This is a genomic window from Micromonospora humidisoli (assembly GCF_016900955.1).
Taxonomy (GTDB): Bacteria; Actinomycetota; Actinomycetes; order Mycobacteriales; family Micromonosporaceae; genus Micromonospora; species Micromonospora wenchangensis.
The window spans coordinates 831,723-853,443 of sequence record NZ_JAFEUO010000004.1; the positions used below are offsets into that span (position 1 = coordinate 831,723).

At 73.3% G+C, this 21,721-nt stretch carries 21 protein-coding genes; 4 read left to right on the forward strand and 17 right to left on the reverse strand.

All coding sequences use genetic code 11. The features are described from left to right. Positions 1-34: 34 nt before the first annotated feature. The 7 genes from JQN84_RS18520 to JQN84_RS18550 all read right to left on the reverse strand — a co-directional run bounded on the left by JQN84_RS18520 (position 35) and on the right by JQN84_RS18550 (position 7,128). A complete protein-coding gene (locus tag JQN84_RS18520) occupies positions 35-865 on the reverse strand; it encodes a carbohydrate ABC transporter permease (RefSeq protein WP_204959565.1) in 831 nt (276 codons plus the stop codon). Continuing rightward, a complete protein-coding gene (locus JQN84_RS18525; RefSeq protein ID WP_204959566.1) occupies positions 862-1,848 on the reverse strand; it encodes a carbohydrate ABC transporter permease in 987 nt (328 codons plus the stop codon). The genes JQN84_RS18520 and JQN84_RS18525 overlap by 4 nt, the downstream gene beginning before the upstream one ends. Then, complete coding sequence (locus JQN84_RS18530) at positions 1,845-3,134, reverse strand: sugar ABC transporter substrate-binding protein (protein WP_204959567.1); 1,290 nt, start codon at positions 3,132-3,134, stop codon at positions 1,845-1,847. The genes JQN84_RS18525 and JQN84_RS18530 overlap by 4 nt, the downstream gene beginning before the upstream one ends. Positions 3,135-3,434: 300 nt before the next feature. Then, entirely contained in the window at positions 3,435-3,722 is a 288-nt protein-coding gene (locus JQN84_RS18535) for a GlsB/YeaQ/YmgE family stress response membrane protein (RefSeq protein WP_204959568.1), read from the reverse strand. 211 nt (positions 3,723-3,933) lie between these two features. Further along, on the reverse strand, positions 3,934-4,221 hold the full coding sequence (locus JQN84_RS18540) for a GlsB/YeaQ/YmgE family stress response membrane protein (RefSeq protein WP_204959569.1): 288 nt from the start codon (positions 4,219-4,221) through the stop codon (positions 3,934-3,936). Between the two features lie 354 nt (positions 4,222-4,575). Beyond that, positions 4,576-6,453, reverse strand: a complete 1,878-nt coding sequence (gene lepA, locus JQN84_RS18545) for a translation elongation factor 4 (RefSeq protein ID WP_204959570.1) — start codon at positions 6,451-6,453, stop codon at positions 4,576-4,578. 138 nt (positions 6,454-6,591) lie between these two features. After that, the gene (locus JQN84_RS18550; protein WP_204959571.1) at positions 6,592-7,128 is read right to left on the reverse strand and encodes a DUF4240 domain-containing protein; all 537 of its coding nucleotides are present in this window, start codon (positions 7,126-7,128) and stop codon (positions 6,592-6,594) included. 96 nt (positions 7,129-7,224) lie between these two features. On the opposite strand from JQN84_RS18550, the gene JQN84_RS18555 reads away from it, so the two are divergent. Continuing rightward, the gene (locus tag JQN84_RS18555; RefSeq protein WP_204959681.1) at positions 7,225-8,244 is read left to right on the forward strand and encodes a phosphotransferase family protein; all 1,020 of its coding nucleotides are present in this window, start codon (positions 7,225-7,227) and stop codon (positions 8,242-8,244) included. 177 nt (positions 8,245-8,421) lie between these two features. Next, on the forward strand, positions 8,422-8,688 hold the full coding sequence (gene rpsT, locus JQN84_RS18560; protein ID WP_204959572.1) for a 30S ribosomal protein S20: 267 nt from the start codon (positions 8,422-8,424) through the stop codon (positions 8,686-8,688). Positions 8,689-8,850: 162 nt separating this feature from the next. Here the strand turns inward: rpsT and JQN84_RS18565 are convergent, their stop codons facing one another. The 9 genes from JQN84_RS18565 to pepN form a co-directional block, all read right to left on the reverse strand. Beyond that, entirely contained in the window at positions 8,851-9,249 is a 399-nt protein-coding gene (locus tag JQN84_RS18565) for a hypothetical protein (protein WP_239485543.1), read from the reverse strand. Between the two features lie 92 nt (positions 9,250-9,341). Then, positions 9,342-10,322 carry a DNA polymerase III subunit delta gene (gene holA / locus JQN84_RS18570; protein ID WP_204959573.1) on the reverse strand — a complete coding sequence of 327 codons (981 nt, stop codon included), beginning with the start codon at positions 10,320-10,322 and terminating at the stop codon, positions 9,342-9,344. A 191-nt stretch (positions 10,323-10,513) separates the two neighbouring features. Continuing rightward, on the reverse strand, positions 10,514-12,871 hold the full coding sequence (locus JQN84_RS18575; RefSeq protein WP_204959574.1) for a ComEC/Rec2 family competence protein: 2,358 nt from the start codon (positions 12,869-12,871) through the stop codon (positions 10,514-10,516). Beyond that, positions 12,868-13,584 (reverse strand): ComEA family DNA-binding protein, encoded by a 717-nt coding sequence (locus tag JQN84_RS18580; protein WP_372445999.1) that lies wholly within the window; start codon positions 13,582-13,584, stop codon positions 12,868-12,870. The genes JQN84_RS18575 and JQN84_RS18580 overlap by 4 nt, the downstream gene beginning before the upstream one ends. 555 nt (positions 13,585-14,139) lie before the next feature. Then, a complete protein-coding gene (locus JQN84_RS18585; protein ID WP_204959576.1) occupies positions 14,140-14,991 on the reverse strand; it encodes a DegV family protein in 852 nt (283 codons plus the stop codon). Between the two features lie 142 nt (positions 14,992-15,133). Then, on the reverse strand, positions 15,134-15,766 hold the full coding sequence (locus tag JQN84_RS18590) for a histidine phosphatase family protein (RefSeq protein WP_204959577.1): 633 nt from the start codon (positions 15,764-15,766) through the stop codon (positions 15,134-15,136). Further along, positions 15,763-16,167, reverse strand: coding sequence for a ribosome silencing factor (gene rsfS, locus JQN84_RS18595; protein ID WP_204926278.1), 405 nt, complete (start codon positions 16,165-16,167; stop codon positions 15,763-15,765). The genes JQN84_RS18590 and rsfS overlap by 4 nt, the downstream gene beginning before the upstream one ends. Positions 16,168-16,277: 110 nt before the next feature. After that, positions 16,278-16,874: a nicotinate-nucleotide adenylyltransferase gene (gene nadD, locus JQN84_RS18600; RefSeq protein WP_088644365.1), complete on the reverse strand. Its 597-nt coding sequence runs from the start codon at positions 16,872-16,874 to the stop codon at positions 16,278-16,280. Between the two features lie 57 nt (positions 16,875-16,931). Beyond that, positions 16,932-19,448 carry an aminopeptidase N gene (gene pepN, locus JQN84_RS18605; RefSeq protein WP_204959578.1) on the reverse strand — a complete coding sequence of 839 codons (2,517 nt, stop codon included), beginning with the start codon at positions 19,446-19,448 and terminating at the stop codon, positions 16,932-16,934. A gap of 66 nt (positions 19,449-19,514) precedes the next feature. Between pepN and JQN84_RS18610 the strand changes: the two genes are divergently transcribed. Next, positions 19,515-19,733 carry a DUF397 domain-containing protein gene (locus tag JQN84_RS18610; RefSeq protein WP_067312494.1) on the forward strand — a complete coding sequence of 73 codons (219 nt, stop codon included), beginning with the start codon at positions 19,515-19,517 and terminating at the stop codon, positions 19,731-19,733. Between the two features lie 122 nt (positions 19,734-19,855). Here the strand turns inward: JQN84_RS18610 and JQN84_RS18615 are convergent, their stop codons facing one another. Further along, on the reverse strand, positions 19,856-20,344 hold the full coding sequence (locus tag JQN84_RS18615) for a hypothetical protein (protein ID WP_239485544.1): 489 nt from the start codon (positions 20,342-20,344) through the stop codon (positions 19,856-19,858). 105 nt (positions 20,345-20,449) lie between these two features. Here JQN84_RS18615 and JQN84_RS18620 point away from each other — a divergent pair, with 105 nt between their 5' ends. After that, positions 20,450-21,697: a cytochrome P450 gene (locus tag JQN84_RS18620; protein ID WP_204959579.1), complete on the forward strand. Its 1,248-nt coding sequence runs from the start codon at positions 20,450-20,452 to the stop codon at positions 21,695-21,697. Positions 21,698-21,721 lie beyond the last annotated feature (24 nt).

Here is a 21,721-nt window from a genome sequence, read left to right on the forward strand (position 1 = left end):
GGTACGGCCGGGCGCGGGCGGTCGCCGTCCCGGATCAGCCCTTGACGGCGCCGGCGACCAGACCGGAGACCATCCGGCGCTGCACCAGCAGGAAGAAGATGATCACGGGCAGGGTGAACAGGGTGGAGGCGGCCATCACCGACCCCCAGGCGGTGTCGTCCCGGCCGAAGAAGAAGGTCATCGCGACCGGCAGGGTGTAGCGGCTCTGGTCGTTGACGAAGGTCAACGCGAAGATCAGCTCGTTCCAGGCGGTGATGAAGGAGAAGATGCTGGTGGCCACCAGGCCGGGCGCGACCAGCGGGAAGAGGACCTTGCGGAAGGTCTGGGCGCGGCTCGCGCCGTCGATGGCGGCGGCCTCCTCCAGTTCCTTGGGCACGGCCGCGACGAAGCCGCGCAGCATCCACACCGCGAACGGCAGCGAGAAGCCCAGGTAGGTGAGGATCAGGCTGGGCAGGGTGTTGTAGAGGCCGAGCCGCTGGATCATCAGGAACAGCGGGATGACCAGCGCCTCCAGCGGGATCATCTGGACCACCAGCAGCATGATCAGGAAGGTGGTCCGCAGCCGGAACCGGAACCGGGCCACCGCCGTCGCGGCCAGCAGCGCCACCAGGCCGCTGAGCACGACCGTGCTGACCGCCACCAGCACGCTGTTGAGCAGGAAGTCGCCGAAGGTCACACCCGGGATCAGGTTGCCGGTGAGGATCTCCCGGTAGTGCTCCAGGGTGGGGTGGGCCGGGACCGGCCGGGGGGTGGCCGAGAAGATCTCCCGGTTCGGCTTCAGCGAGGTGGCGATCATCCAGTAGACCGGGAAGGCGGCGAAGAGCGCCACCAGCAGGCCCGCGCCGTTGAGGGCGATCTTCTTCACGACGCGTCCTCCTGTCTGAGCACCATCCGGACGTACAGGCCGGTCACCACCAGCAGGATCAGCGTGAGGATGACCGCGATGGCCGAGCCCACGCCGTACTTGGGCGGCGGGGAGAACGCCTCGGCGTACGAGTAGATCGACAGCATGAACGTGGGCCGGTCCTGGGTGCCGCCGGCCAGCACGAACTGCTGGGTGAAGACCTTGAAGTCCCAGATGGTGGAGAGCACCACCAGGATGCCGAAGACCGGCCGCAGCAGCGGAAAGGTGATCTTCCAGAACACCGTCCACGGGCCGGCCCCGTCGACCCGGGCCGCCTCGTGCAGTTCACTCGGCACGCTCTTGAGCCCGGCGAGCACGCTCACCGCGATGAACGGGAACGAGTGCCAGACCACCACCAGGGTCAGGATCGCGAAGAACAACAGGGGTGAGTTGAACCAGCCGTAGCCCGACCAGTCGGTGCGGCCGAAGATCGCCTGCGACAGCCCGTCGGGCAGCGCGTTGAACGCCCAGGTGACCAGGCCGGAGGTGTCATCGAAGATCCACTTCCAGACGATCGTGCCGGTCAGCGCCGGGGTGGCCCAGGCCAGCATCACGCAGCTGGCGACGAAGGTGGCCATCTTCCGGCCGAGCCGGTGCAGCAGCAGCCCGACCAGGGTGCCCAGCACCATCGTCAGCAGTACGTTGGCCGCCGCGAACAGCACGGTGTTGCGTAGCACCGTACGGAAGAACGGGTCGCCGAGGATCTGGGTGTAGTTGGCCAACCCGACGAACGGCCACTCCCGGTCCCCGCGCAACTGCCGGACGCTGTTCAGCCGGAAGAACGACATCGTCACCACCTGGCCCAGCGGCCAGAGCAGCAGCACCCCGATCACGACCAGGCAGGGCAGCAGGAGCAGGTACGGCAGGCGGTCCACCCGGGGCCGCCGCCGGGCGGGGGTGTCCCGGGCGGCGGCCGTCGGGGTGTGCTCGGTCAGGGTGCTCACTTGGCGTTGAGGATGCTTTCCATCTCGGCGGCGGCGTCGGCGGTGGCCTGCTGCACCGACTTCTGGCCCTTGATGACCGAGCTGTTCATCGCCTGGGTGACCGTCTTCGTCCGGCTGACCTCCACCCACTTCGGGGTCAACGGGGTCACCCGGGTGCGCTGCATGGCGCTGGCGAACGCCGCCATCAGCTTGTCGTCGGCGTAGTCGCCGCCCTGCACGAGGTCGGAGTAGACCGGGAAGAAGCCGAGGCTGCCGGCGAACGTCTTGGCGTTCTTCTTGCTCAGCAGCACGGTGAGGTAGTCCCAGGCCAGGTCCTGCCGCTCGCTGTCCTGCCAGAGGGCGATGTCCGAGCCACCGGCGAAGGCGGGGGCCGGGCCGCCGTCCGGGCCGGGGATGGGGAAGGTCCCCCAGACCTTCTCGATGTCGGGGTTGTCCTTCTTGATCGCGCCGGCCTGCCAACTGCCGGCGAAGGCCATCGCCGCCTTGCCCGTGGCGAACTGGGTACGGGCGTCGATCTCGTTCCACCCGGCGGCGGCGGGCGGGGCCACCTTGTGCACGGTGACCAGGTCGGTCCAGAACTTCACCGCCTGCTGCGCCTGTGGGCTGGTGTAACCGGACTTCCAGGTGCCGCCCTGCTCGGTGGCGATCTCGCCGCCGGCACCCCAGAGGAAGGAGTAGAACGGCAGCTCGGAGTTGCCCGGCAGGGCGATGCCGTAGCTGCCGGGCTTCTTGGCCTGCACCGCCTTGGCGACCGAGACCAGCTCGTCCCAGGTCTTCGGCGGCTGCACGCCGGCCTCGGCGAACCAGTCGGTGCGGTAGTAGACCGCGCGCACCCCGGCGTACCAGGGGACACCGTACTGCTTGCCGTCGAGTTGGGCGTTGCGCACCAGATCGGGCAGCACATCCTTGCCCTCGGCCCAGCCGCCGAAGCGGCCGGAGATGTCGGCGAGCGCCTCCTGGGCCGCCCAGCCCTGGGTCTCGGTGTTGCCCAGTTCGGTGACGTCGGGGCCCTCGCCGCCGGCGAGCGCCGCCTGGAACTTCTTGGGCGCCTCCAGCCAGGGGACGTACTGGACCACCACGTCGGTGTCGGGGTGCTTCTGCCGGAACTCGGTCTCGACGCCGTCGAGGAACGCGGTCTGGGCGTCGCTCCCCTCGCCCATCATCCAGACCGTCAGCTTGCTGTCGTCGGCGGCTTCGTCGTCGCCGGAACCGCCGCAACCGGCGAGCACCATCACGGCCGAGGCCACGACGGCGGTGACCGGGGTCAGCCGCTTCCACCTGTTCACGCCACATCTCCCTCGCGCCGTCCGGCATTAACCTTCTCAGCCGCACCCTAGTAGGAAAATTTCCTTTACGACAGGGGGTGGGTGCCGCCCCGCGCGGGCGGACCGTCGACGGTGCGGCGGCGGACGGCGGGGCGTTGCGCGAGGCGACCGTATCGCAGGCGGGGGCCACTCGGGCAGGCCCCGCGACGACCCGACGGGATCGACGGTCGCCATCCGGACAAGCGGATGCCCGCCCCCGGTCCGGGGGCGGGCATCCGCTGAGTTGGTCCGTGCCGGTCGGTCACCGACCGGCGGATGGGGTCACCGGTGGGTGACCCCCCGACGCCCGCCCACGCCGGCCACCAGGGCCACCGCGATGGCGGCGAGGACGACCTGCACCAGCAGCTCGGTCCAGTCGATGCCGGCGGTCTGGGTGGCGATGCCCATCGCGCGGGCCAGCACGGTGCCCAGCAGAGCGGCGCCCACACCGATCAGCATGTGCAGCCAGATCGGCATGTTCTGGCGGCCCGGCACGACCAGGCGACCCAGAGCGCCGACGATGAGACCGACGACGAGCGCGGTGATGATGCCCCAGACGGTGAACTCCACGGCCGTCCTCCTTCAGTAGATATGTCGTTGGTGAGTGTTTGTTGCTGTGGTGATCGATAGGTTCCCGAAGCGGAGAATCTCCAAACCGACTCCGGTAACGATCTGGTCTAGACCGCCCGCCGCCGGCGACGGCCCGCGCCACCCGGCCCCGCACGCCAGCGGGCGCCCGACCCCGTGGGGGTCGGGCGCCCGCTCAGCGGTGCCGCTTGACTTACCGGTGGGTGACGCTGCGGCGGCGACCCACGCCGGCCACCAGGGCCACCGCGATGGCGGCGAGGACGACCTGCACCAGCAGCTCGGTCCAGTCGATGCCGGCGGTCTCCGTGGCGATGCCCATCGCGCGGGCCAGCACGGTGCCCAGCAGAGCGGCGCCCACACCGATCAGCATGTGCAGCCAGATCGGCATGTTCTGGCGGCCCGGCACGACCAGACGGCCCAGAGCGCCGACGATGAGACCAACAACGAGCGCGGTGATGATGCCCCAGACGGTGAACTCCACGGTCGCCCTCCTCCTGAAGATTGAGTCACACGGTATGTGTGGTTCCTGTCGTGACAGCTAGGTTCCCGACCCGCCGGAAAACCAAACCGACTCACCACCCCACATGTCGCCGCACGTCGATCCGACGCCGCTGCGTCGGTTTGCCGGCCGTCGATGTCCGCGCAGCTCAGGACACTCGCACCGGCAGATCCGGCAGTGGCACGGGGGCGGAAAAATTCTTCCGTACGACACCGGGGGCGGGCGTGCCGACGGCCGGCGGCCCGGTCGGAACACCGGGGCCGCCGGCCGTCGTGGGGTACCGGGACCGGCTGGGCCGCGCGGGCGCGGCCGACGTGATCGGGCGTACGCGCCCGACTACTTCTTGCCGGCCGGCTTGGCGTCGGCGGAGTCCGAGGAGAGCGCGGCGATGAAGGCCTCCTGGGGGACCTCGACCCGGCCCACCATCTTCATCCGCTTCTTGCCCTCCTTCTGCTTCTCCAGCAGCTTGCGCTTGCGGCTGATGTCACCGCCGTAGCACTTGGCGAGCACGTCCTTGCGGATGGCGCGGATGGTCTCCCGGGCGATCACCCGGCTGCCGATGGCCGCCTGGATCGGCACCTCGAACTGCTGGCGCGGGATCAGGTTGCGCAGCTTCGCCGCGATCGTCGTGCCATAGTTGTATGCCTTGTCCTTGTGCACGATCGCGCTGAACGCGTCCACCGGCTCACCGTGCAGCAGGATGTCCACCTTGACCAGGTCGGACGCCTGCTCGCCGGAGGGCTCGTAGTCCAGCGAGGCGTACCCCTTGGTACGGCTCTTGAGCTGGTCGAAGAAGTCGAAGATGATCTCGGCGAGCGGCAGGGTGTAGCGCAGCTCCACCCGGTCGGCGGAGAGGTAGTCCATGCCGAGCAGGCTGCCCCGCCGCCCCTGGCACAGCTCCATCACCGCGCCCACGTAGTCGTTCGGGGTGAGCACGGTGGCCCGCACCACCGGCTCGTACACCTCGGCGATCTTGCCGGTGGGGTACTCGCTCGGGTTGGTCACCACGATCTCCTCACCGTCGTCGGTGATCGCCCGGTAGACCACGTTCGGCGCGGTGGAGATCAGGTCGAGGTTGTACTCCCGCTCCAGCCGCTCCCGGATGATCTCCAGGTGCAGCAGGCCCAGGAAGCCGCAGCGGAAGCCGAAGCCCAGCGCGCCCGACGTCTCCGGCTCGTAGTCGAGCGCGGCGTCGTTGAGCTTGAGCTTGTCCAGCGCCTCGCGCAGGTTGGGGTAGTCGGAGCCGTCGATCGGGTAGAGGCCGGAGTAGACCATCGGCTTCGGGTCCTTGTAGCCGCCGAGCGCCTCGGTGGCCGGCCGGGCGTTGATGGTGACGGTGTCGCCGACCCGGGACTGGCGGACGTCCTTCACCCCGGTGATCAGGTAGCCCACCTCGCCGACGCCGAGCGCGTCGGCCTTGACCATCTCGGGTGAGATGACGCCGATCTCCAGCAGCTCGTGCACGGCGGCGGTGGACATCATCTTGATCCGGTCCCGGGCGCTGATCCGGCCGTCGATGACCCGGACGTAGGTGACCACGCCTCGGTAGACGTCGTACACCGAGTCGAAGATCATCGCGCGGGCGGGCGCGTCGGCGTCACCGACCGGCGGGACGAACTGCCTGACGATCTCGTCGAGCAGGTACGGCACCCCGTCGCCGGTCTTGCCGGAGACCCGGATGCAGTCGGCCGGGTCGCCGCCGATCAGGTGGGCCAGTTCCTCGGCGTACTTCTCGGGCTGGGCGGCCGGCAGGTCGATCTTGTTGAGCACCGGAATGATCTTGAGATCGTTCTCCAGCGCCAGGTAGAGGTTCGCCAGCGTCTGCGCCTCGATGCCCTGCGCCGCGTCGACCAGCAGCAGCGCACCCTCGCAGGCGGCGAGCGACCGGGACACCTCATAGGTGAAGTCCACGTGGCCCGGGGTGTCGATCATGTTCAGGACGGCCTGCTCACCGGCCCGCTCGCCGTCGCGGATGGTCCACGGCATCCGGACGGCCTGGCTCTTGATGGTGATGCCGCGCTCGCGCTCGATGTCCATCCGGTCGAGGTACTGCGCGCGCATCTGCCGGGGATCGACCACACCGGTGAGCTGCAACATCCGGTCGGCCAGGGTCGACTTCCCGTGGTCGATGTGGGCGATGATGCAGAAGTTCCGGATGCGCGCCGGGTCGGTGGCACCAGGAGCGTTCGCGCCGGGATCGAGCGTCGGTGGCACAGCGGTCCGTTCTGGTCGGCTGACGTGAGCGGGCCGACGCGCCGCCGGCCCCCTCTATGCTCCCACGTCGCTCCGAAACCGGTCCGATCACTCCTGGGGTACCCGGCGACGGCACCACCGGTGGCCCACTCCCGGGGGTCACTCCTCGGGAGGCTCGACGAAGAGGGCGGCGAGCTTCGGCAGCCGACGGCGGGCCTCCGCCTCGTCGTCGAAGTCCCAGAAGTCGTTCAGGTCCGGCACCGGCACCGCGTCCCGCGGCGTCGGCAGCTCACTCGCGGTCGCCTTCCGGTACGCGTCCCACGGCGCCGCCAGCATGTCCTCGCACTCGAACTCCTCGCCGCTGAGCGCCGCCGACCGCACCCGGGGCAGCCCGGCCAGCGAATCCGGGTCGGCCACCGCGGCGGCGAAGACCGCCCGGCCCTGGGTCATCAGCCAGCCCCGGAAGTACTCGAACCCGTCGTCGGAGGCACCCCCGTTGATCAGGTACGCCGCACCCCACAGATCGACCCGGTACGAGGCGGCCAGCACCCGCTGCTGGTGGTGCGCGTACCCGACGATGTCCTGCGGGGTGCGCTCGGCGAGCAGCGCGACCGCCCGCGCCGCGACCGCCTCGGCCTCTCCCCCGCCCCCGGCCCGCGCCTGGTCGATCAACTGCCAGAAGTCGTCGGTCCTCATGGCCTGGAGTCTCCCAGACCCGCGCCGGCCCCCGACCCCACCCGGCCGGGGGTCACCACGCCCGGCCGGACCGGGCACGATGGTGGGGTGTCCGCGATGCCGCCGCCGTACCACGAGACCGCCGTGCGACCCGACTGGCGGGACCTGCCCGACGGCCTGCGGGACGCGATCAGCGGCCGGCTCGGCGCACCGGTGGTCGCGGCCCGGACCGCAACCGCGGGCTTCACCGGCGGCTTCGCCGCCGTGCTCACCACGGCCACCGGCGCACGGGTCTTCGTCAAGGCCGCCGACCTGCTCCGGCAGCGCCACCTGGCCGACTGGTACGCCCGGGAACTGGCCGTCCTCGCCCGGCTGCCGGCCGGCCTGCCGGTGCCCCGCCCGCACTGGGCACTCGACGCGGCCGGCTGGTACGCGGTCGGCCTGGACGCCGTCGACGGCCGGACCCCCCGCCTGCCCTGGGACCCGGCCGAACTGGCCGCCGTGCTCACCGGATACGCCGGGGTCGCCGCCGCGCTGGCCGACCCGCCAGCCGGACTGACCGCGCTCGGCCTACCCCGGCTGGCCGACCTGGCCCGCGCCGACATCCTGTGGTGGGACGAGGTGGCCGCCGGACGGGAGCCGGTGCCCCCGCTGATCCCGCCGGCCCGCGACCGGCTGCCCGAACTCGTCGCGCTGGAGTCCCGCCTGCCCGGGTACGCGGCGACCGCGTCCGGCCTGGCCCACGGCGACCTGCGGGTGGACAACGTGCTGCTGGACCCCGCCGGCCGGGCCTGGTTCTGCGACTGGAACTGGCTCTGCCACGGCCCGGCGTGGTTCGACCTGGCCGGTCTGTTGATCACCGGGTACGCCGACGGGGCCGGGCTGGACGCCGTCTTCACCGCGCATCCGGCAGCGGCCGACGCCCCGCCCGACGCCCTGGACGTGACGCTGGCCGCGCTCGCCGGCTACTACCTCACCGCCGCCGGCCCACCGGCAACGGCGAACCCCACGCCGGGTGCGGGGTCGGCTGCTGCCGGGGGACACCCGGCGGGCACGTCCGCGCTGCTCGGGGCACACCGGCGGTTCAGCGGGGAACAGGCGCTCCGTTGGCTCGCCGCCCGGCAGGGCTGGCACTGACCCGACCCGGGACGCCGTGACCCGGGCCGTCGGCGTGGCCCGGGCGGGTGCGGTCGGGGTACGGGGTTTTGGCTCGTCCCGGCGGACCTGGTAGCCTGGCTTTTCGCGTGGCGATGACGCATGCTCGTCACACGCGGATTAGCAGACCAAACCGAGCTATCAAGACGAGGCTGTCGCGTGGCGAACATCAAGTCCCAGATCAAGCGCAACCGGCAGAACGAGAAGCGCCGGCTGCGTAACAAGTCGGTCAAGTCGTCGCTGAAGACCGCCATCCGGAAGTTCCACGAGGCTGCGGAGGCTGGTGAGACCGAGAAGGCCACCACCCTGATGCGTGACGCCGCCCGCAAGCTCGACAAGGCCGTCAGCAAGGGCGTCATCCACGCCAACCAGGCGGCCAACCGGAAGTCGGCCATCGCGAAGCGCGTCGACTCGTTCTCGGCCTGACCGAGTAACCCACACCTGACCGAGAGCCCCGGGGCACCACCCCGGGGCTCTCGGCTGTGTGTTTCCCTGGCGGCGGCGCGCTGCATCTCCCCGGCGGCGGTGCCGCTGCGCCGGCCGCCCGCCTCGTCCCGGCGGCGTCGTGGCACCACGACCGTGGTCGGGCTAGCCGTGGTAGCGCCGGGAGCGCAGCGGCGGCCCGGCCGGCCTCCCCGGCGCGGGCACGTCGGTGACCACCGTGCCGGGCAGCGGGTACGACACCGGGGCCCGCCCGACGATCGGTTCGAGTTCCCGCCGAAACCTGTCGCGTTCCTGCTCCGGCACCAGCGCCGCCGAGTGGACCACCCGCCCGGCGACCTCGTCGTTGAGTTTGACCATGACCGCCACCGCCAGCGGCAGTACCGCCACCGCCCACCAGCTCACCAGCTCGGCGAGGGCGAGGAGCACTGCGAGCGCCACCGCCCCCTCGAAGAAGAGGAAGCAGAGCACCCCGCCGGGGTTGACGATGCGCAGACCGAGCAGCCGGGCGTAGAGCGGCCGGTAGCGGCGCTCGTCGGCCGGCATGACCGACCATCCCGGCCGGCCGCGCCCCGCCACCGGCCGGGGAGGGCCGGTCACCCGCCCACCGTGCCGCACCACCGGGCGGGAGGGGCCGGTCACCGGGCGCTGCCCCGCCGGGCTGCGGCAACCGAGAAGACCGCCTTCTCCAGGGCGTACCCCCGGTCGTCGGCACCGCCCTTGACCGCCGCGTTGCACTCGGCCGCCACCCGCATCGCCTCGACCAGGCCCTCCGGGGTCCAGCCCCGGGCCCGCTGCTGGGCGTTCTTGATCTTCCAGGCCGGCATGCCGAGGGTGCTCGCCAGCTGGTAGGGATCGCCCCGGCCGGCGGCGGCGACCCGGGCCACCGTACGGATCCCGTCGGCGAGGGCGTCGGCGATCGGGACCGGATCGACCCCGACGTGCAGGGCCCAGCGCAACGCCTCCAGGGCGGCCGGCACGTCGCCGATCATGGTGGCGTCGGCGACGGTGAAGCCGCTCACCTCGACCCGCCCCCGGTAGTAGCGGGCGACAGTGTCCGCGCCGATCCGCCCGTCGGTGTCGGCGATCAGTTGCGAGCAGGCGGCGGCCAGCTCCCGCAGGTCGGTCCCGACGGCGGCGATCAACGCCTCGGCCGCGTCGTCGGTGCACCTGCCACCGCCCCGGCGGATCTCCTCGCGGACGAACGCGACCCGCTCGCGGTGCCCCTTGAGCTTCGCAGCCGGGACGACCGTGGCACCGGCGGCCCGCAGCCCGTCAGCGAACGCCTTGCCCTTGCCGCCACCCACGTGCAGGACCACCAGCTGGACGTCCGGGTCGGGATTGCGGGCATAGTCGAGCAGCGCGCCGACCAGGTCCTTGCGGGCGTCCTGGGCGGAGCGGAGCACCAGTACCCGCCGCCCACCGAACAACGACGGGCTGAGCATCTCGGCGATCTCACCGACGGCCAACGCCCCGGCCTGGTACTCCCGGACGTCGACCTGCGGGTCGACGCTGCGGGCTTTCGCCACGGCTTCGGTCACCGCGCGCGTGGCGAGCAGCTCCTCGTCGCCGAGGACGAGCAGAATAGGAGCAAGGTCGACGCCGGTCACGTCGCTCATCTTGGCACGGCTCGGCGGAGGATCGCGCCTGCTCATCGACGGCTGCGACGGCCCACCCCGCAGTCATCGCAAATATAGACATTTACCTCGATTGCCACCCAGTGCACGCAATATCCCTCCCAGTCCGGATTATCTCTCGTCTCTGCCTCCTCGGCCGCCGGGACGGCGGACCGCGCCTTCGGCCCGGCGGGTCACCGACGGCCCGGCGGCAGGCCCCGGCCGACCACCGCGAGCCGGCCGGAACGGACCACCACCGCCACGTCCCCGTCGGTGTCGGTCCGCAGCACCCGCACACCGGAGCGGGCGAGCCGGTCGAGGATCACCGGGCTCGGATGCCCGTAGTCGTTGTCGACCCCCACCGGTACCAGCGCCACCGCCGGCCGGACCGCGTCGAGGAAGGCCGGGTCCTGGTACGCGCTGCCGTGGTGGGCCACCTTGAGCACCTCGGCCCGTAACGCGTGCGACGGCACCCGGTCCAGCAGAGCCCGCTGTTCCTCGGTCTCCGCGTCCCCGGGCAGCACGATGCGGACGCCGGCCACCGTGGCCCGCAGCACCAGCGAGTTGTTGTTCGGGTCGGACCGGGTGCCCCGCAGCGGATAGGGCGGCCCGAGCGCGACCACCTCCACCCCTGGCGACCGGTACGACCAGCCGACCCCCGGCACCACCCGGCGCGCCGATCCGACGGCGGCCGTCACCAGTTCCCGCCCCGCCACCGGCTCGGCCAGGGTCGGGGTGAGCACCATGGCCACCCGCCGGCCCCGGGTCACCCCGGCCACGCCACCGACGTGGTCGGCGTGGAAGTGGCTCACCACCAGCAGCGGCACCTCGCGTACCCCGAGCCGCCGCAGGCAACCGTCCACGGCCGACGGCTCCGGACCGGCGTCCACCACCACCGCCCGGCCGGCCGCCACCGGCAGCACGACCGCATCCCCCTGCCCGACCGCGCATGCCACCACCACCCAACCGTCAGGCGGCCACCCACTCGCCACCAGCCGGACCGGCAGGGTGCCCAGCACCACCGCCGCCGCGCCGACCGCCACCAGTCGACGCACCAGCGGCCGGCGGACGGCCAACAGCAGCCCCAGGGTCAGCCCGGCCAGCAGTAACGCGCCCGGCAGCCCGCCCGGCCAGGGCAGGGTACCGGCGGGCAGCCGGGCCCCCACCCGGGCCACGGTGACCAGCCACCAGGCCGGCCAGCTCGCCAGCCAGGCGGCGAACTCCGCCCCGGCCGGCCACCCCGGCGAGACGACCGCCGCCGTCACCCCCAGCACCGTGGCCGGGGCGATCGCCGGCACCACGAGCAGGTTGGCCGGCACCGCCACCAGGCTCACCGTGCCGGAGATGCCGGCCACCACCGGGCCGCAGGCGAGTTGGGCCGCCGCCGGGACGGCGAGCGCCTCCGCCAACCCGGCCGGCACGCCCCGCCGCCGCAGCCCGTCGCGCCAGCCCGGGGCGAGCAGCAGCAACCCGCCGGTGGCCAGGACCGACAGCGCGAAGCCGGCGTCACCGGCCAGCTCCGGATCGACGAGCACCAGCACGGTCACCGCCGCGGCCAACGCCGGCAGCGTGGCCCGGGGCCGCCCGACCGCCAACGCGGCCAGCCCGATCGCCCCCATGGTGGCCGCCCGCACCACGCTGGGCGAGGGACGGACCAGGACGACGAAGCCGATCAGGGCGAGGCCGCAGAGCACCACCGCCAGCCGCGGACCGGCGCGGGCCCACCGGGCCGCCAGCAGCACCGCGCCGACCACGATCGCCACGTTGGACCCGGACACGGCGTTGAGGTGGGTCATCCCGGTGGCCCGGAAGTCCTCCTCCACGGTGGCCGGCAACCGGCTGGTGTCCCCGACGACCAGGCCGGGCAGCAGGCCACCCTGCTCGGGCGGGAGCGGGGCGCAGGCCCGGTGCAGACCGGCCCGCAGGGTGCCGGCGGCGCGCTGGAGCCACGGCGGTGACCCGTTCCGGACCGGTGGGCCGGACACGGTCAGCACGGCGGCGGTGAGGTCACCGCCCCGGGGTGCGGCGAGCCTGCCCTGGACGGTCAGCCGCTGCCCCGGCAGCAGACCCCGCCAGGCCGGGTCGGTGGCGAGCACGAGCAGGCGTGCCGGAACCCGGAGGCGGTGGCCCTGCGGGTCGGTGAGGACGCTCGACTGCGCGGTGACGAGCAGGGTCACCGGACGGCCTGGTGCCCCGCGTACCGGGCGGGGATCGTCGCGGAGCACCAGGTCGACGGTGACCCGGGCCCGGTCGTCGACCAGCGGGCGCAGTGGTGCGGCGTCCCGCACGTGCAGCCGGGCCGCGGTGGCGGTGCCGCCGCAGACCACGCCGAGCAGCACCGCGACGGCGATCCAGCCGTACCGGCGAGCCGGGGCGGCCGGGCGGCCCAGCACCGCGAGCAGGTGCGCGGTGAGCAGGGCGGCGAGGACGGCGGCGCTCGCGGCGAGCAGGACCGCCGGGCGGGTGGTGAGGTGCAGGCAGGACAGCGCCGCCAACCAGGCCGCCACCGCCAGCCCGGCCAGCCGCAGGTCGGGTGCACGGTCGGTGGTCACACCGTCACCAGGTCCTTGAGCTGCTCGTACCGGGCGTCGCCGATGCCGTCGACCTGGCGCAGGTCGCCCACGCTGCGGAAGCCGCCGTGCTGGTCGCGGTGGGTGAGGATGCGTTGGGCGAGCACCGGACCGACCCCGGGCAACGCGTCGAGCTGGGCCAACGTGGCGGTGTTGAGGTTGACCCGGCCACCCGATGTCGCCCCGCCGGGTGCCGCCGCCGGCCCGGCCGGGGCCGCACCGGAGCCTACGGTGCCGGGTGGGGCGGTGACACCGACCAGGATCAGCTCCCCGTCGGCCACCTTCCGGGCCGGGTTGAGCAGTGCCACGTCGGTGCCGGGCAGGGCCCCGCCGGCCGCCTCGACCGCGTCGGCGACCCGCGCCCCGGCCGGCACCCGGACCAGACCGGGCCGGCGGACCCGCCCGGCCACCGCCACCACCAGCTCGCCGGTCGGCGCGACGGCCGGACCGGACGCGGGCCCGCCGGAGGACTCCGGCCCGGCCAGCGTCGCCGCGGGGCGCACCGGTTCCGGCTGTGGACGGGACCGCCAGGCCCAGAATCCCGCGCCGAGCACCACGACCACCGCCACGGCCGCCAGCGCCCGAACCCCGCGCCGGCCGGGGTCGAAGACACCGGGACCGGGCAACCGGGCGGCCGGTGCCGGGTCGTCACCGTCGGCGGGATGCCGGTGGTCCAGGTCGCCGGGGCGGAACACGGCCGGATCGTCCACCGCACGACGACGTGCACCCGTGTCACGAGGGCCGTCGTCGTGGCGACGTGGACCGGCGTCGGGAGAGTCATCGTCATGTCGACGTGGACCGGCGTCGGAAGGGCCGTCGTCATGCGCCCCGGGACCGGGTGGAACACCGTCGAGGTAGTCGCCGAGGTCGAGGGAGCCGGCGTCGCGGAAACCGGCGTCGGTGGCCGGCCGGGAATGGCGGCCGGCCGACGCCCCGGCCGTGCCCGCCTCCGGCGACGTCCCACCCGCACCCGGTACGCGCAACGCCCCCGGCCGGTACGGGCGGGGTGGCGGCTGCGGCGGGTCCGCCGTCCGTGCCACCGCCGCCACCCCGGCGGTCAACCGGTACAGCCGTCCCCGCACCCTGGTTTCCTCGTCCTCCGACACGGCGCGAGGTTAGGCCGGTGGGCGGCACCCGTTCCGGCCGGCGGAGGTCGGCTGTGGACGGCGACGGCGGCTGTGGACAACCGCCTGATCATGGCCGGATCTGCTATGCGGACCCCGACCGACGGGCACTGCGGCCGGAGCGGTTCAGGCCGGACGACGGTGGACCACGACTCCGGCCAGGCCCGGCCCGGCGTGGGCGGCGACCACCGCACCGACCTCGGAGACGTACGTGTCGTGCAGGCGGTCGCCGAGCCGGGCGGTGAGCGCCTGCACCAGGTGCTCGGCCCGGTGCGGGGCGGCGAGGTGGTGCACGCCGAGGTCGACCTCGGCGTCGGCGGCGGCCTCGACCGCCAGGTCGATCAGACGGGCCATCCCCCGGCTGGCGGTACGCACCTTGTCGCGTACCACGATCGTGCCGTCCGGCATGTGCATGATCGGCTTGACCGACAGGGCGGTGCCGAGCAGCGCCTCCGCCGCGTTGATCCGGCCGCCCCGGCGCAGGAACTCCAGCGTGTCGACGTAGAAGAAGATGGTGGTCCGGTCGACGGCGGCCAGCGCCGCCGCGCGTACCCCGGGCAGGTCGGCACCCGCCTCGGCGGCGCCGGCGGCGGCCAGCGCCGGGAAGCCCAGCCCCATGCCTGTGGACCGGCTGTCGACGACCTCGACGCGGTCGCCGACCTCGGCGGCGGCGAGCCGGGCCGCGTCGACCGTGCCGGACAGGTCGGCCGACAGGTGCACCGACAGCACGCCGTCCGCGCCGTCGGCCAGCAGCCGCCGGTACGTGGCGGCGAACTGCGCCGGGGACGGCCGGGACGTGCTCACCGAGACCCGCCGGCCACCGAGGGCCCGGGTGGCGTCGGCGGGGAGGGTCTCCACCCCCTCCAGCCCTTCCGCGCCGTTGAGGACGACGGTCAGCGGCACCACGGTCAACCGGTGCGCCCGCACCGGCCCGGGTGGAAGGTAGGCGGTGGAGTCGGTGACGACCGCGACGGACATGCCCGGCACGCTAGCCGATGCCGGGCCACCCGCCCTGGCCGGCCGGCACTGACCTCCCGACCCGGCCGGCTCAGCGCGCTGCGGGCCAGCTGGCCCAGCACGCTGCGGGGCGGCCGGGTCGGGGCGCTGCCGGCCGGTCGACTCAGACCGGCTCGGCCGGTGGCGGGGGCGGAGCGATCGGGCCCACGTTGTGCGCGCGCAGGTGCCAGCCCCGCAGGTCGTTGCGGCGCAGTTCGGTCCAGTGGCAGTTGGCCAGCGCGCCGATGCTGCGCAGCACGGTGTGGTCCCAGCCGAGGAGCTGACCGACGCCCTGTCGGGCCGCGCCACCGTGGGTGGCGACCACGACGGTGCCCCCGTCGGCCAGCTCGGCGGCGGCCAGCAACGCCTCGCCGACCCGCTTGCCGAGGTCGTCGAGGGGTTCGATGCCCGCTCCCGGGTCCGGGTCGCCGGCCCGCCACCGGGCGTGCTCGGTGGGGAACCGGGCGGCGGCGTCGGTGAGGGCGAGGCCCTGCCACCGGCCGAAGTGCCGTTCCCGCAGCCGGGCGTCGGGGCGTACCGGCTGGCCGGTGAGCCGGGTGAGCGCGGCGGCGGTGTCGGCGGCGCGGCGCAGGTCGGAGGCGACGACGACGTCCGGGCGCAGCGCCGCGAGCAGCGGGGCGGCGGCGGCGGCCTGCTCCCGGCCGAGGTCGTTGAGGGGTACGTCGGTCTGCCCCTGCACCCGACCGGTGGCGTTCCAGTCGGTGTTGCCGTGCCGCCAGATGATCAGGCGGGTCATTCGGCGGCGGCACCCGCGGCGTCGGCCTCGACCAGGTCGCGGTCGACGAACGGGAGCTGGGGGCAGTCCTTCCAGAGCCGGTCGAGAGCGTAGAACTCGCGCTCCTCGGTGTGCTGGACGTGGACCACGATGTCGACGTAGTCGAGCAGCACCCAGCGGCCACCCCGCTCACCCTCGCGGCGAATCGGCTTGGCCTTCTCGGGCAGCTCCAGCAGACGTTCCTCGACGGCGTCGACGATGGCCATCACCTGACGCTCGTTGGGTGCCGAGGCCACCAGGAACGCGTCGGTGATGGCGAGCTGGTCACCCACGTCGATGATGACGATGTCCTGCGCCTTCTTGTCGGCCGCGGCCTGGGCGGCGGCCATCGCCAGCTCGTGAGCGCGTTCGGAAACTGTCACCGTTCTCCTTCGATCAACCGTGCGACCCGTCAAGCGTCTCACACCCGGCGCGGAGACGACTTGTCAGTTCTGGCCGCTTACCGGCACGAAGTGGGAGCAACCGGGCATGATCACCGTTGGTAGAGTCGCCGTTTCGCGATGTACTGCACCACACCGTCGGGCACCAGGTACCAGACCGGTTCCCCCCGACCCACCCGTTCCCGGCAGTTGGTCGAGGAGATCGCCATCGCGGGCACCTGCACCAGGCTGACCGTGTCGGCGGGCAGGTGCTTGTCGGTCAGCTCGAACCCGGGCCGGGTCACCCCGATGAAGTGGGCCAGCGCGAAGATCTCGTCCAGATCCTTCCAGGACAGGATCCGCTCCAGCGCGTCGGCACCGGTGATGAAGTGCAGCTGCGCCTTCGGGCCGTACTCGTGGTGCAGGTCCCGCAGGGTGTCGACGGTGTAGGTGGGACCACCGCGGTCGATGTCGACCCGGCTGACCTGGAACCGGGGGTTGGAGGCGGTGGCGATCACCGTCATCAGGTAGCGGTCCTCGGCCGGGCTGACCGGGGTGTCCGCCTTCTGCCACGGCTGACCCGTCGGCACGAAGACCACCTCGTCCAGGCCGAACCGGTCCGCCACCTCGCTGGCCGCCACCAGGTGACCGTGATGGATCGGGTCGAAGGTGCCGCCCATGATGCCGATCCGTCGGATGTCGTCCTCCACCCCATGATCGTAGGCCGCCCCGCGCCGGGCCCGCCGGGGCCCGGCGCGGACCGAGCGTCAGGCGGCGGCAGCGGCGACCGCCGTGCGGGCGACCAGGGCCCGACGCAGGTCGTCGGCGGCGTCGACGACGCTGCGGCGCAGCCCGGGGGTGAGGTCGTCGCGGCTGAGCAGGGCCGCGGCCGAATCCAGGGTGGGCGGGGCCACGGCGTACCGGGGGAAGGCCAGCCGGGCGACCCGTTCGGCCACCCAGGCGGTACGCCGCCGCGCCGCCGCCGGCATCTCGGCGAAGTACCTGTCGACGTACGTGCCGGTCAGCTCGGCCTGCTCGGGTTGCCAGAACCCTTCGGCCGCTGCCTCGACGAGCCGGTTGGAGCAGGTGGTGTCCCGGGTGATGATCTCCCAGGCGGCGTCCTTCGCGGCCACCTCCGGCCGGGCCGCCCGGCACCGGGCCGCCCGCTGGGCGCCGGTGGCGCTGCGGTCGGCCGACGCCTCGGCGGCGATCTCGGGCTCACCGGCCGCACCCAGCACCACCAGCCGGTGCAGCAGCGCCCAGCGCAGCTCGGCGTCGACGGCCAGCCCGTCGGGCACGCCACGGCCGGCGAGCCACCCGACGAGCAGGTCGGCGTCGGCGGTGGCGGAGAGCAACCCCCGGGCGGCGGCCAGTTGCAACGAGCCGCCGGCCGGGGCGGCGGTGAGCAGCGCGGCACATGCCTCGGCCGTGCGCAGCAGCGCGGCGTCCCGGGCGAGCGGGTCGAGGTAGCGGTCGACCAGGTTGCGGCTGCGGGCGAGCACGCTCTCGGCGACGGCCACCTCGGTCTCGGTGGGCAGGGCCGCCGTCAGCAGCGCCACCACCGCCGACACCGGCCGCTCGCCGTCGGTGGCGGCGTCCAGCGACTCCTCCCAGAGCAGCGCGCGGGCCAGCGGGTCGGTGAGCGTGGGCAGCACCGTGCCGACCGCGTCCACCGACGCCGGATCGAGCCGGAGCTTGGCGAAGGTGAGGTCACCGTCGTTGGGCAGGAGCAGGCCCCCGGCGACCCGGCCGGTCAGCGCGGGCAGCTCGGTGCGCCCGCCGTCCGCGGCCGGGTCGAGGTCGACCTCGACCCGCTCGGCCGCGCCGTCGGGGGCGTACCGGCCGACGGCGATCCGGTGCGGGCGCAGCACCGGGTACTCCGACGGCGCGGTCTGCACCACCGCCACCGAGGACCACCGGCCGTCGGCGTCCACCGAGGTCTCCGTCCGCAACGTGTTGACCTGCGGTTGGCGCAGCCAGCGGGCGGCCCAGTCGGTGAGGTCCCGCCCGCTGGCGGTGCTGAGGTTGGCGAGCAGGTCGGCCAGGGTGGCGTTGCCGAACCGGTGGGCGGCGAAGTGCCGGTTGAGCCCGGCCAGGAAGGCGTCGTCACCGAGCCAGGCGACGAGCTGGCGGAGCACGCTGGCGCCCTTGGCGTACGAGATGCCGTCGAAGTTGAGCAGGCCCTGGGCGGCGTCGGCGACCTCGTCCGGGGCGACCGGATGGGTGGACGGGCGCTGGTCGGCGGCGTACCCCCAGGCCTTGCGACGGATCGCGAACGTCGTCCAGGCCTGGTCGAACCGGGTGGCCTCGGCGGTGACCCGGGTGCCCAGGTACTCGGCGAAGGACTCGTTGAGCCACAGGTCGTCCCACCAGCGCATGGTGACCAGGTCACCGAACCACATGTGGGCCATCTCGTGGGCGATGGTGGTGGCCCGCTGCTCCCGTTCGCTGTCGGTGACCGCCGAACGGAAGACGTCGTCGTCGCGGATGGTGACCAGACCGGGGTTCTCCATCGCCCCGGCGTTGAACTCCGGCACGAACGCCTGGTCGTACTTGACGAACGGGTAGGGCTCGGCGAAGAGCTGGTGGAAGCGGTCCAGGCACTGCTTGGTGACGGTGAGGATCTCGTCGAGGTCGGCGTCGAGGTGCGCGGCCAACGACTGCCGGCAGTAGACGCCGAGCGGGATGCCGTCGTGGCTGTCCCGCCGGACGTGCCAGGGGCCGGCGATCAGCGTGACGAAGTAGCTGGCCAGGGGGGCGGTGGGGGCGAACTCCCAGCGGCCCGGGGCCGGGTTGGCGGCGAGCGGGCCGTTGCCGGCGACCGTCCACTGTGGCGGGGCGGTCACCGTGAGGGTCACCGGGGCCTTGAGGTCGGGCTGGTCGAAGGCGGCGAAGATGCGCGGCGCCTCGTCCAGGAACGACATCGCGTAGAGGTACGTCGCCCCGTCGGCCGGATCGACGAACCGGTGCATCCCCTCACCGGTGTTGGAGTAGGCCATCTCGGCGGTGACCGTGAGGGTGTTCTCCGCCGCCAGCCCGGTGAGCGGGAACCGGCCGTCGGTGAGCGCTCCCGGGTCCAGCTCCCGGTCGTTGAGCCGGACCGTCTCCAGGGTCGCGGGTTTGACCTCGACGAAGGTCTCGGCACCGGCGGTGGCCCGGAACCGGATGGTGGTCGTCGACCGGAAGCGCTCCTCGCCACCGGTCAGATCGAGGTCCACCTGATAGGACTCGACATCGATCAGTGCGCGACGCGCGGTCGCCTCTACACGGGTCAGGCTCGGCATCCGCTTATCCTGCCCGACGGGGAGCCGGCCGGGCTCCCCGATACGCGCGGCAATGGAGGATCAACAATGGGTCAGCACCCCAAGGGCGACTTCGACCTGTCCCGGGCGGTCTGGCAGCGAGCCGAGGGCGACACCTCCGACAGCGCGGTCGAGGTGGCCTTCGTGGACGACCTGATCGGGATGCGCAACTCGGCCGAGCCGGACGGCCCGGTGCTGGTGTTCACCCAGGCGGAGTGGGACGCGTTCGTCGCCGGCGCGCAGGACGGCGAGTTCGACCTGGACTGACGGCCGGGCAGCGGCCCCCGGGCGGTACGCGGCGACCCGCCCCACGCCCGGGGGCACCGGCTGATCGGGCGACCGCCGCCCCGACCCGCCCCGGGCCGGCGCGGTGGCACCCGCTCGACGGCTCACCCGTCCCCCTCGCCCCAGCCCAGTCCGCCCGGCCCCGGGGCGTGGTGGAAGCCGGGGTGGCCGGCGACGTCGGCGCAGCGGTCGCCGTCCGGGCCGACGGCGGAACAGAACAGCCGCTCCGCGCCCCGCCAGGCATCGGCCGGGGACAGCGCGGCCGAGGCCAGCACCAGCTCCGGACGGAGCAGGCTCAGCGCCTCCGCGTACGCCACCGCCAACTCCCGGGCATGTTCCGGCCCGTCGGCGGTGAACCCGAGGTGCACGGTGAAGCGCCGGGACGGCCGGCGTGGCCTGGCGAGCAGCGGCCGACCCGGCGGGTGGCCCCCGCCGGCCCGGCCGAGCGCGTCGACCACCTGTCGCTGACGCCAGTACGGCGGTGTGTTCTCCCGCATCCGGTCCTCCCCGTCGTCGACGCCCCACGGCCGCCCGTGCGGGCCCGGGGTCGAGCAAACCAGGTTCGCGGCGGCCCGGGAGGGGCCAGCGGGCATCCGGTCACCGTCCGGGGCACGGCGGGATTCAGGGCCCCGGACCCGGGTAGACCACCCACGGCCGACCAGCCGGGTCCGCCCACGTCACCGCGTCAGGAGAGCCCGATGGCCACCACACCGGCCGACCGCAGCCTGGAGAGCACGCTGGCGTTCTTCCGCGAGGGCTACCGGTTCATCAGCAACAGGTGTGAGCGCTACGACACGGACATCTTCACCGCCCGGCTGCTGCTGGAACCGACGATCTTCCTGCGCGGGCGGGCCGCGGCGGAACTGTTCTACGACCCGCAGCGGTTCCGGCGCGCCGGTGCCGCTCCCAAGCGGGGTCAGCGGACGCTGACCGGGCAGGGTGGGGTGCAGGGGTTGGACGGGGCGGCCCACGCGGACCGCAAGGCGATGTTCATGTCGATCATGACGCCTTCGGCGGTCGAGCGGATCGGCCGACTCTTCGCCGACCAGTGGCGCGTCCGGCTGGCCGCCTGGGGCGCCGCCGGCCCGGTGGTGCTCCGCGACGAGATCGGTCCGATGCTGTTGCGGGCCGTCTGCTCCTGGGCGGGCGTACCGCTGCCGGAGAGCGAGGTCGGCAGGCGTAACGCCCAGATGCAGGCCATGATCGACGGACCGGCCGCGCTCGGCCCCCGGCACTGGCGGGGGTTGTACGGCCGGCTGCGGGCCGAACGCTGGATCGCCGACCTGGTGGAGCGGGTACGGGTCGGCACCGTGGCCGCTCCCGAGGGCAGCGCGCTCGCGGTGGTCGCCGAGCACCGCGACGCCGGGGGGCGGCTGCTCCCCCGCCGGGTCGCCGCCGTGGAACTGATCAACGTGCTGCGTCCCACCGTGGCCGTCGACAGGTACGTCCTGTTCGCCGCCCTGGCCCTGCACGACCATCCGGACTGGCGGGAACGGGTGCGCACCGGCGACGAGCCGACCGAGTGGTTCGTCCAGGAGGTCCGCCGCTACTACCCGTTCTTCCCGGTCGCCTTCGCCCGGGTGCGGGACTCCTTCGAGTGGCAGGGGCACCACTTCCCGGCCGACCGCCGGGTGCTGCTCGACCTGTACGGCACCAACCACCACCCAGGGATCTGGTCCGAGCCGGAGCGGTTCCGCCCGGAACGGTTCGCCGGCTGGCGCGACGACCCGTACGGTTTCGTGCCGCAGGGCGGGGGCAGCCACCTGGGCGGCCACCGCTGCGCCGGGGAATGGATCACCATCGAGCTGATGAAGCGGGCGGTCGGCCTGCTGACCGGGGCGATGGACTACCGGCTGCCGCCGCAGGACCTGGCCCTGGACCTGTCCCAGGTGCCGACCCTGCCGCCCAGCGGCCTGGTGCTCACCGACGTCCGCCCCAGCAACTGACCGCCGGGGCCGGGCCGCCGCACG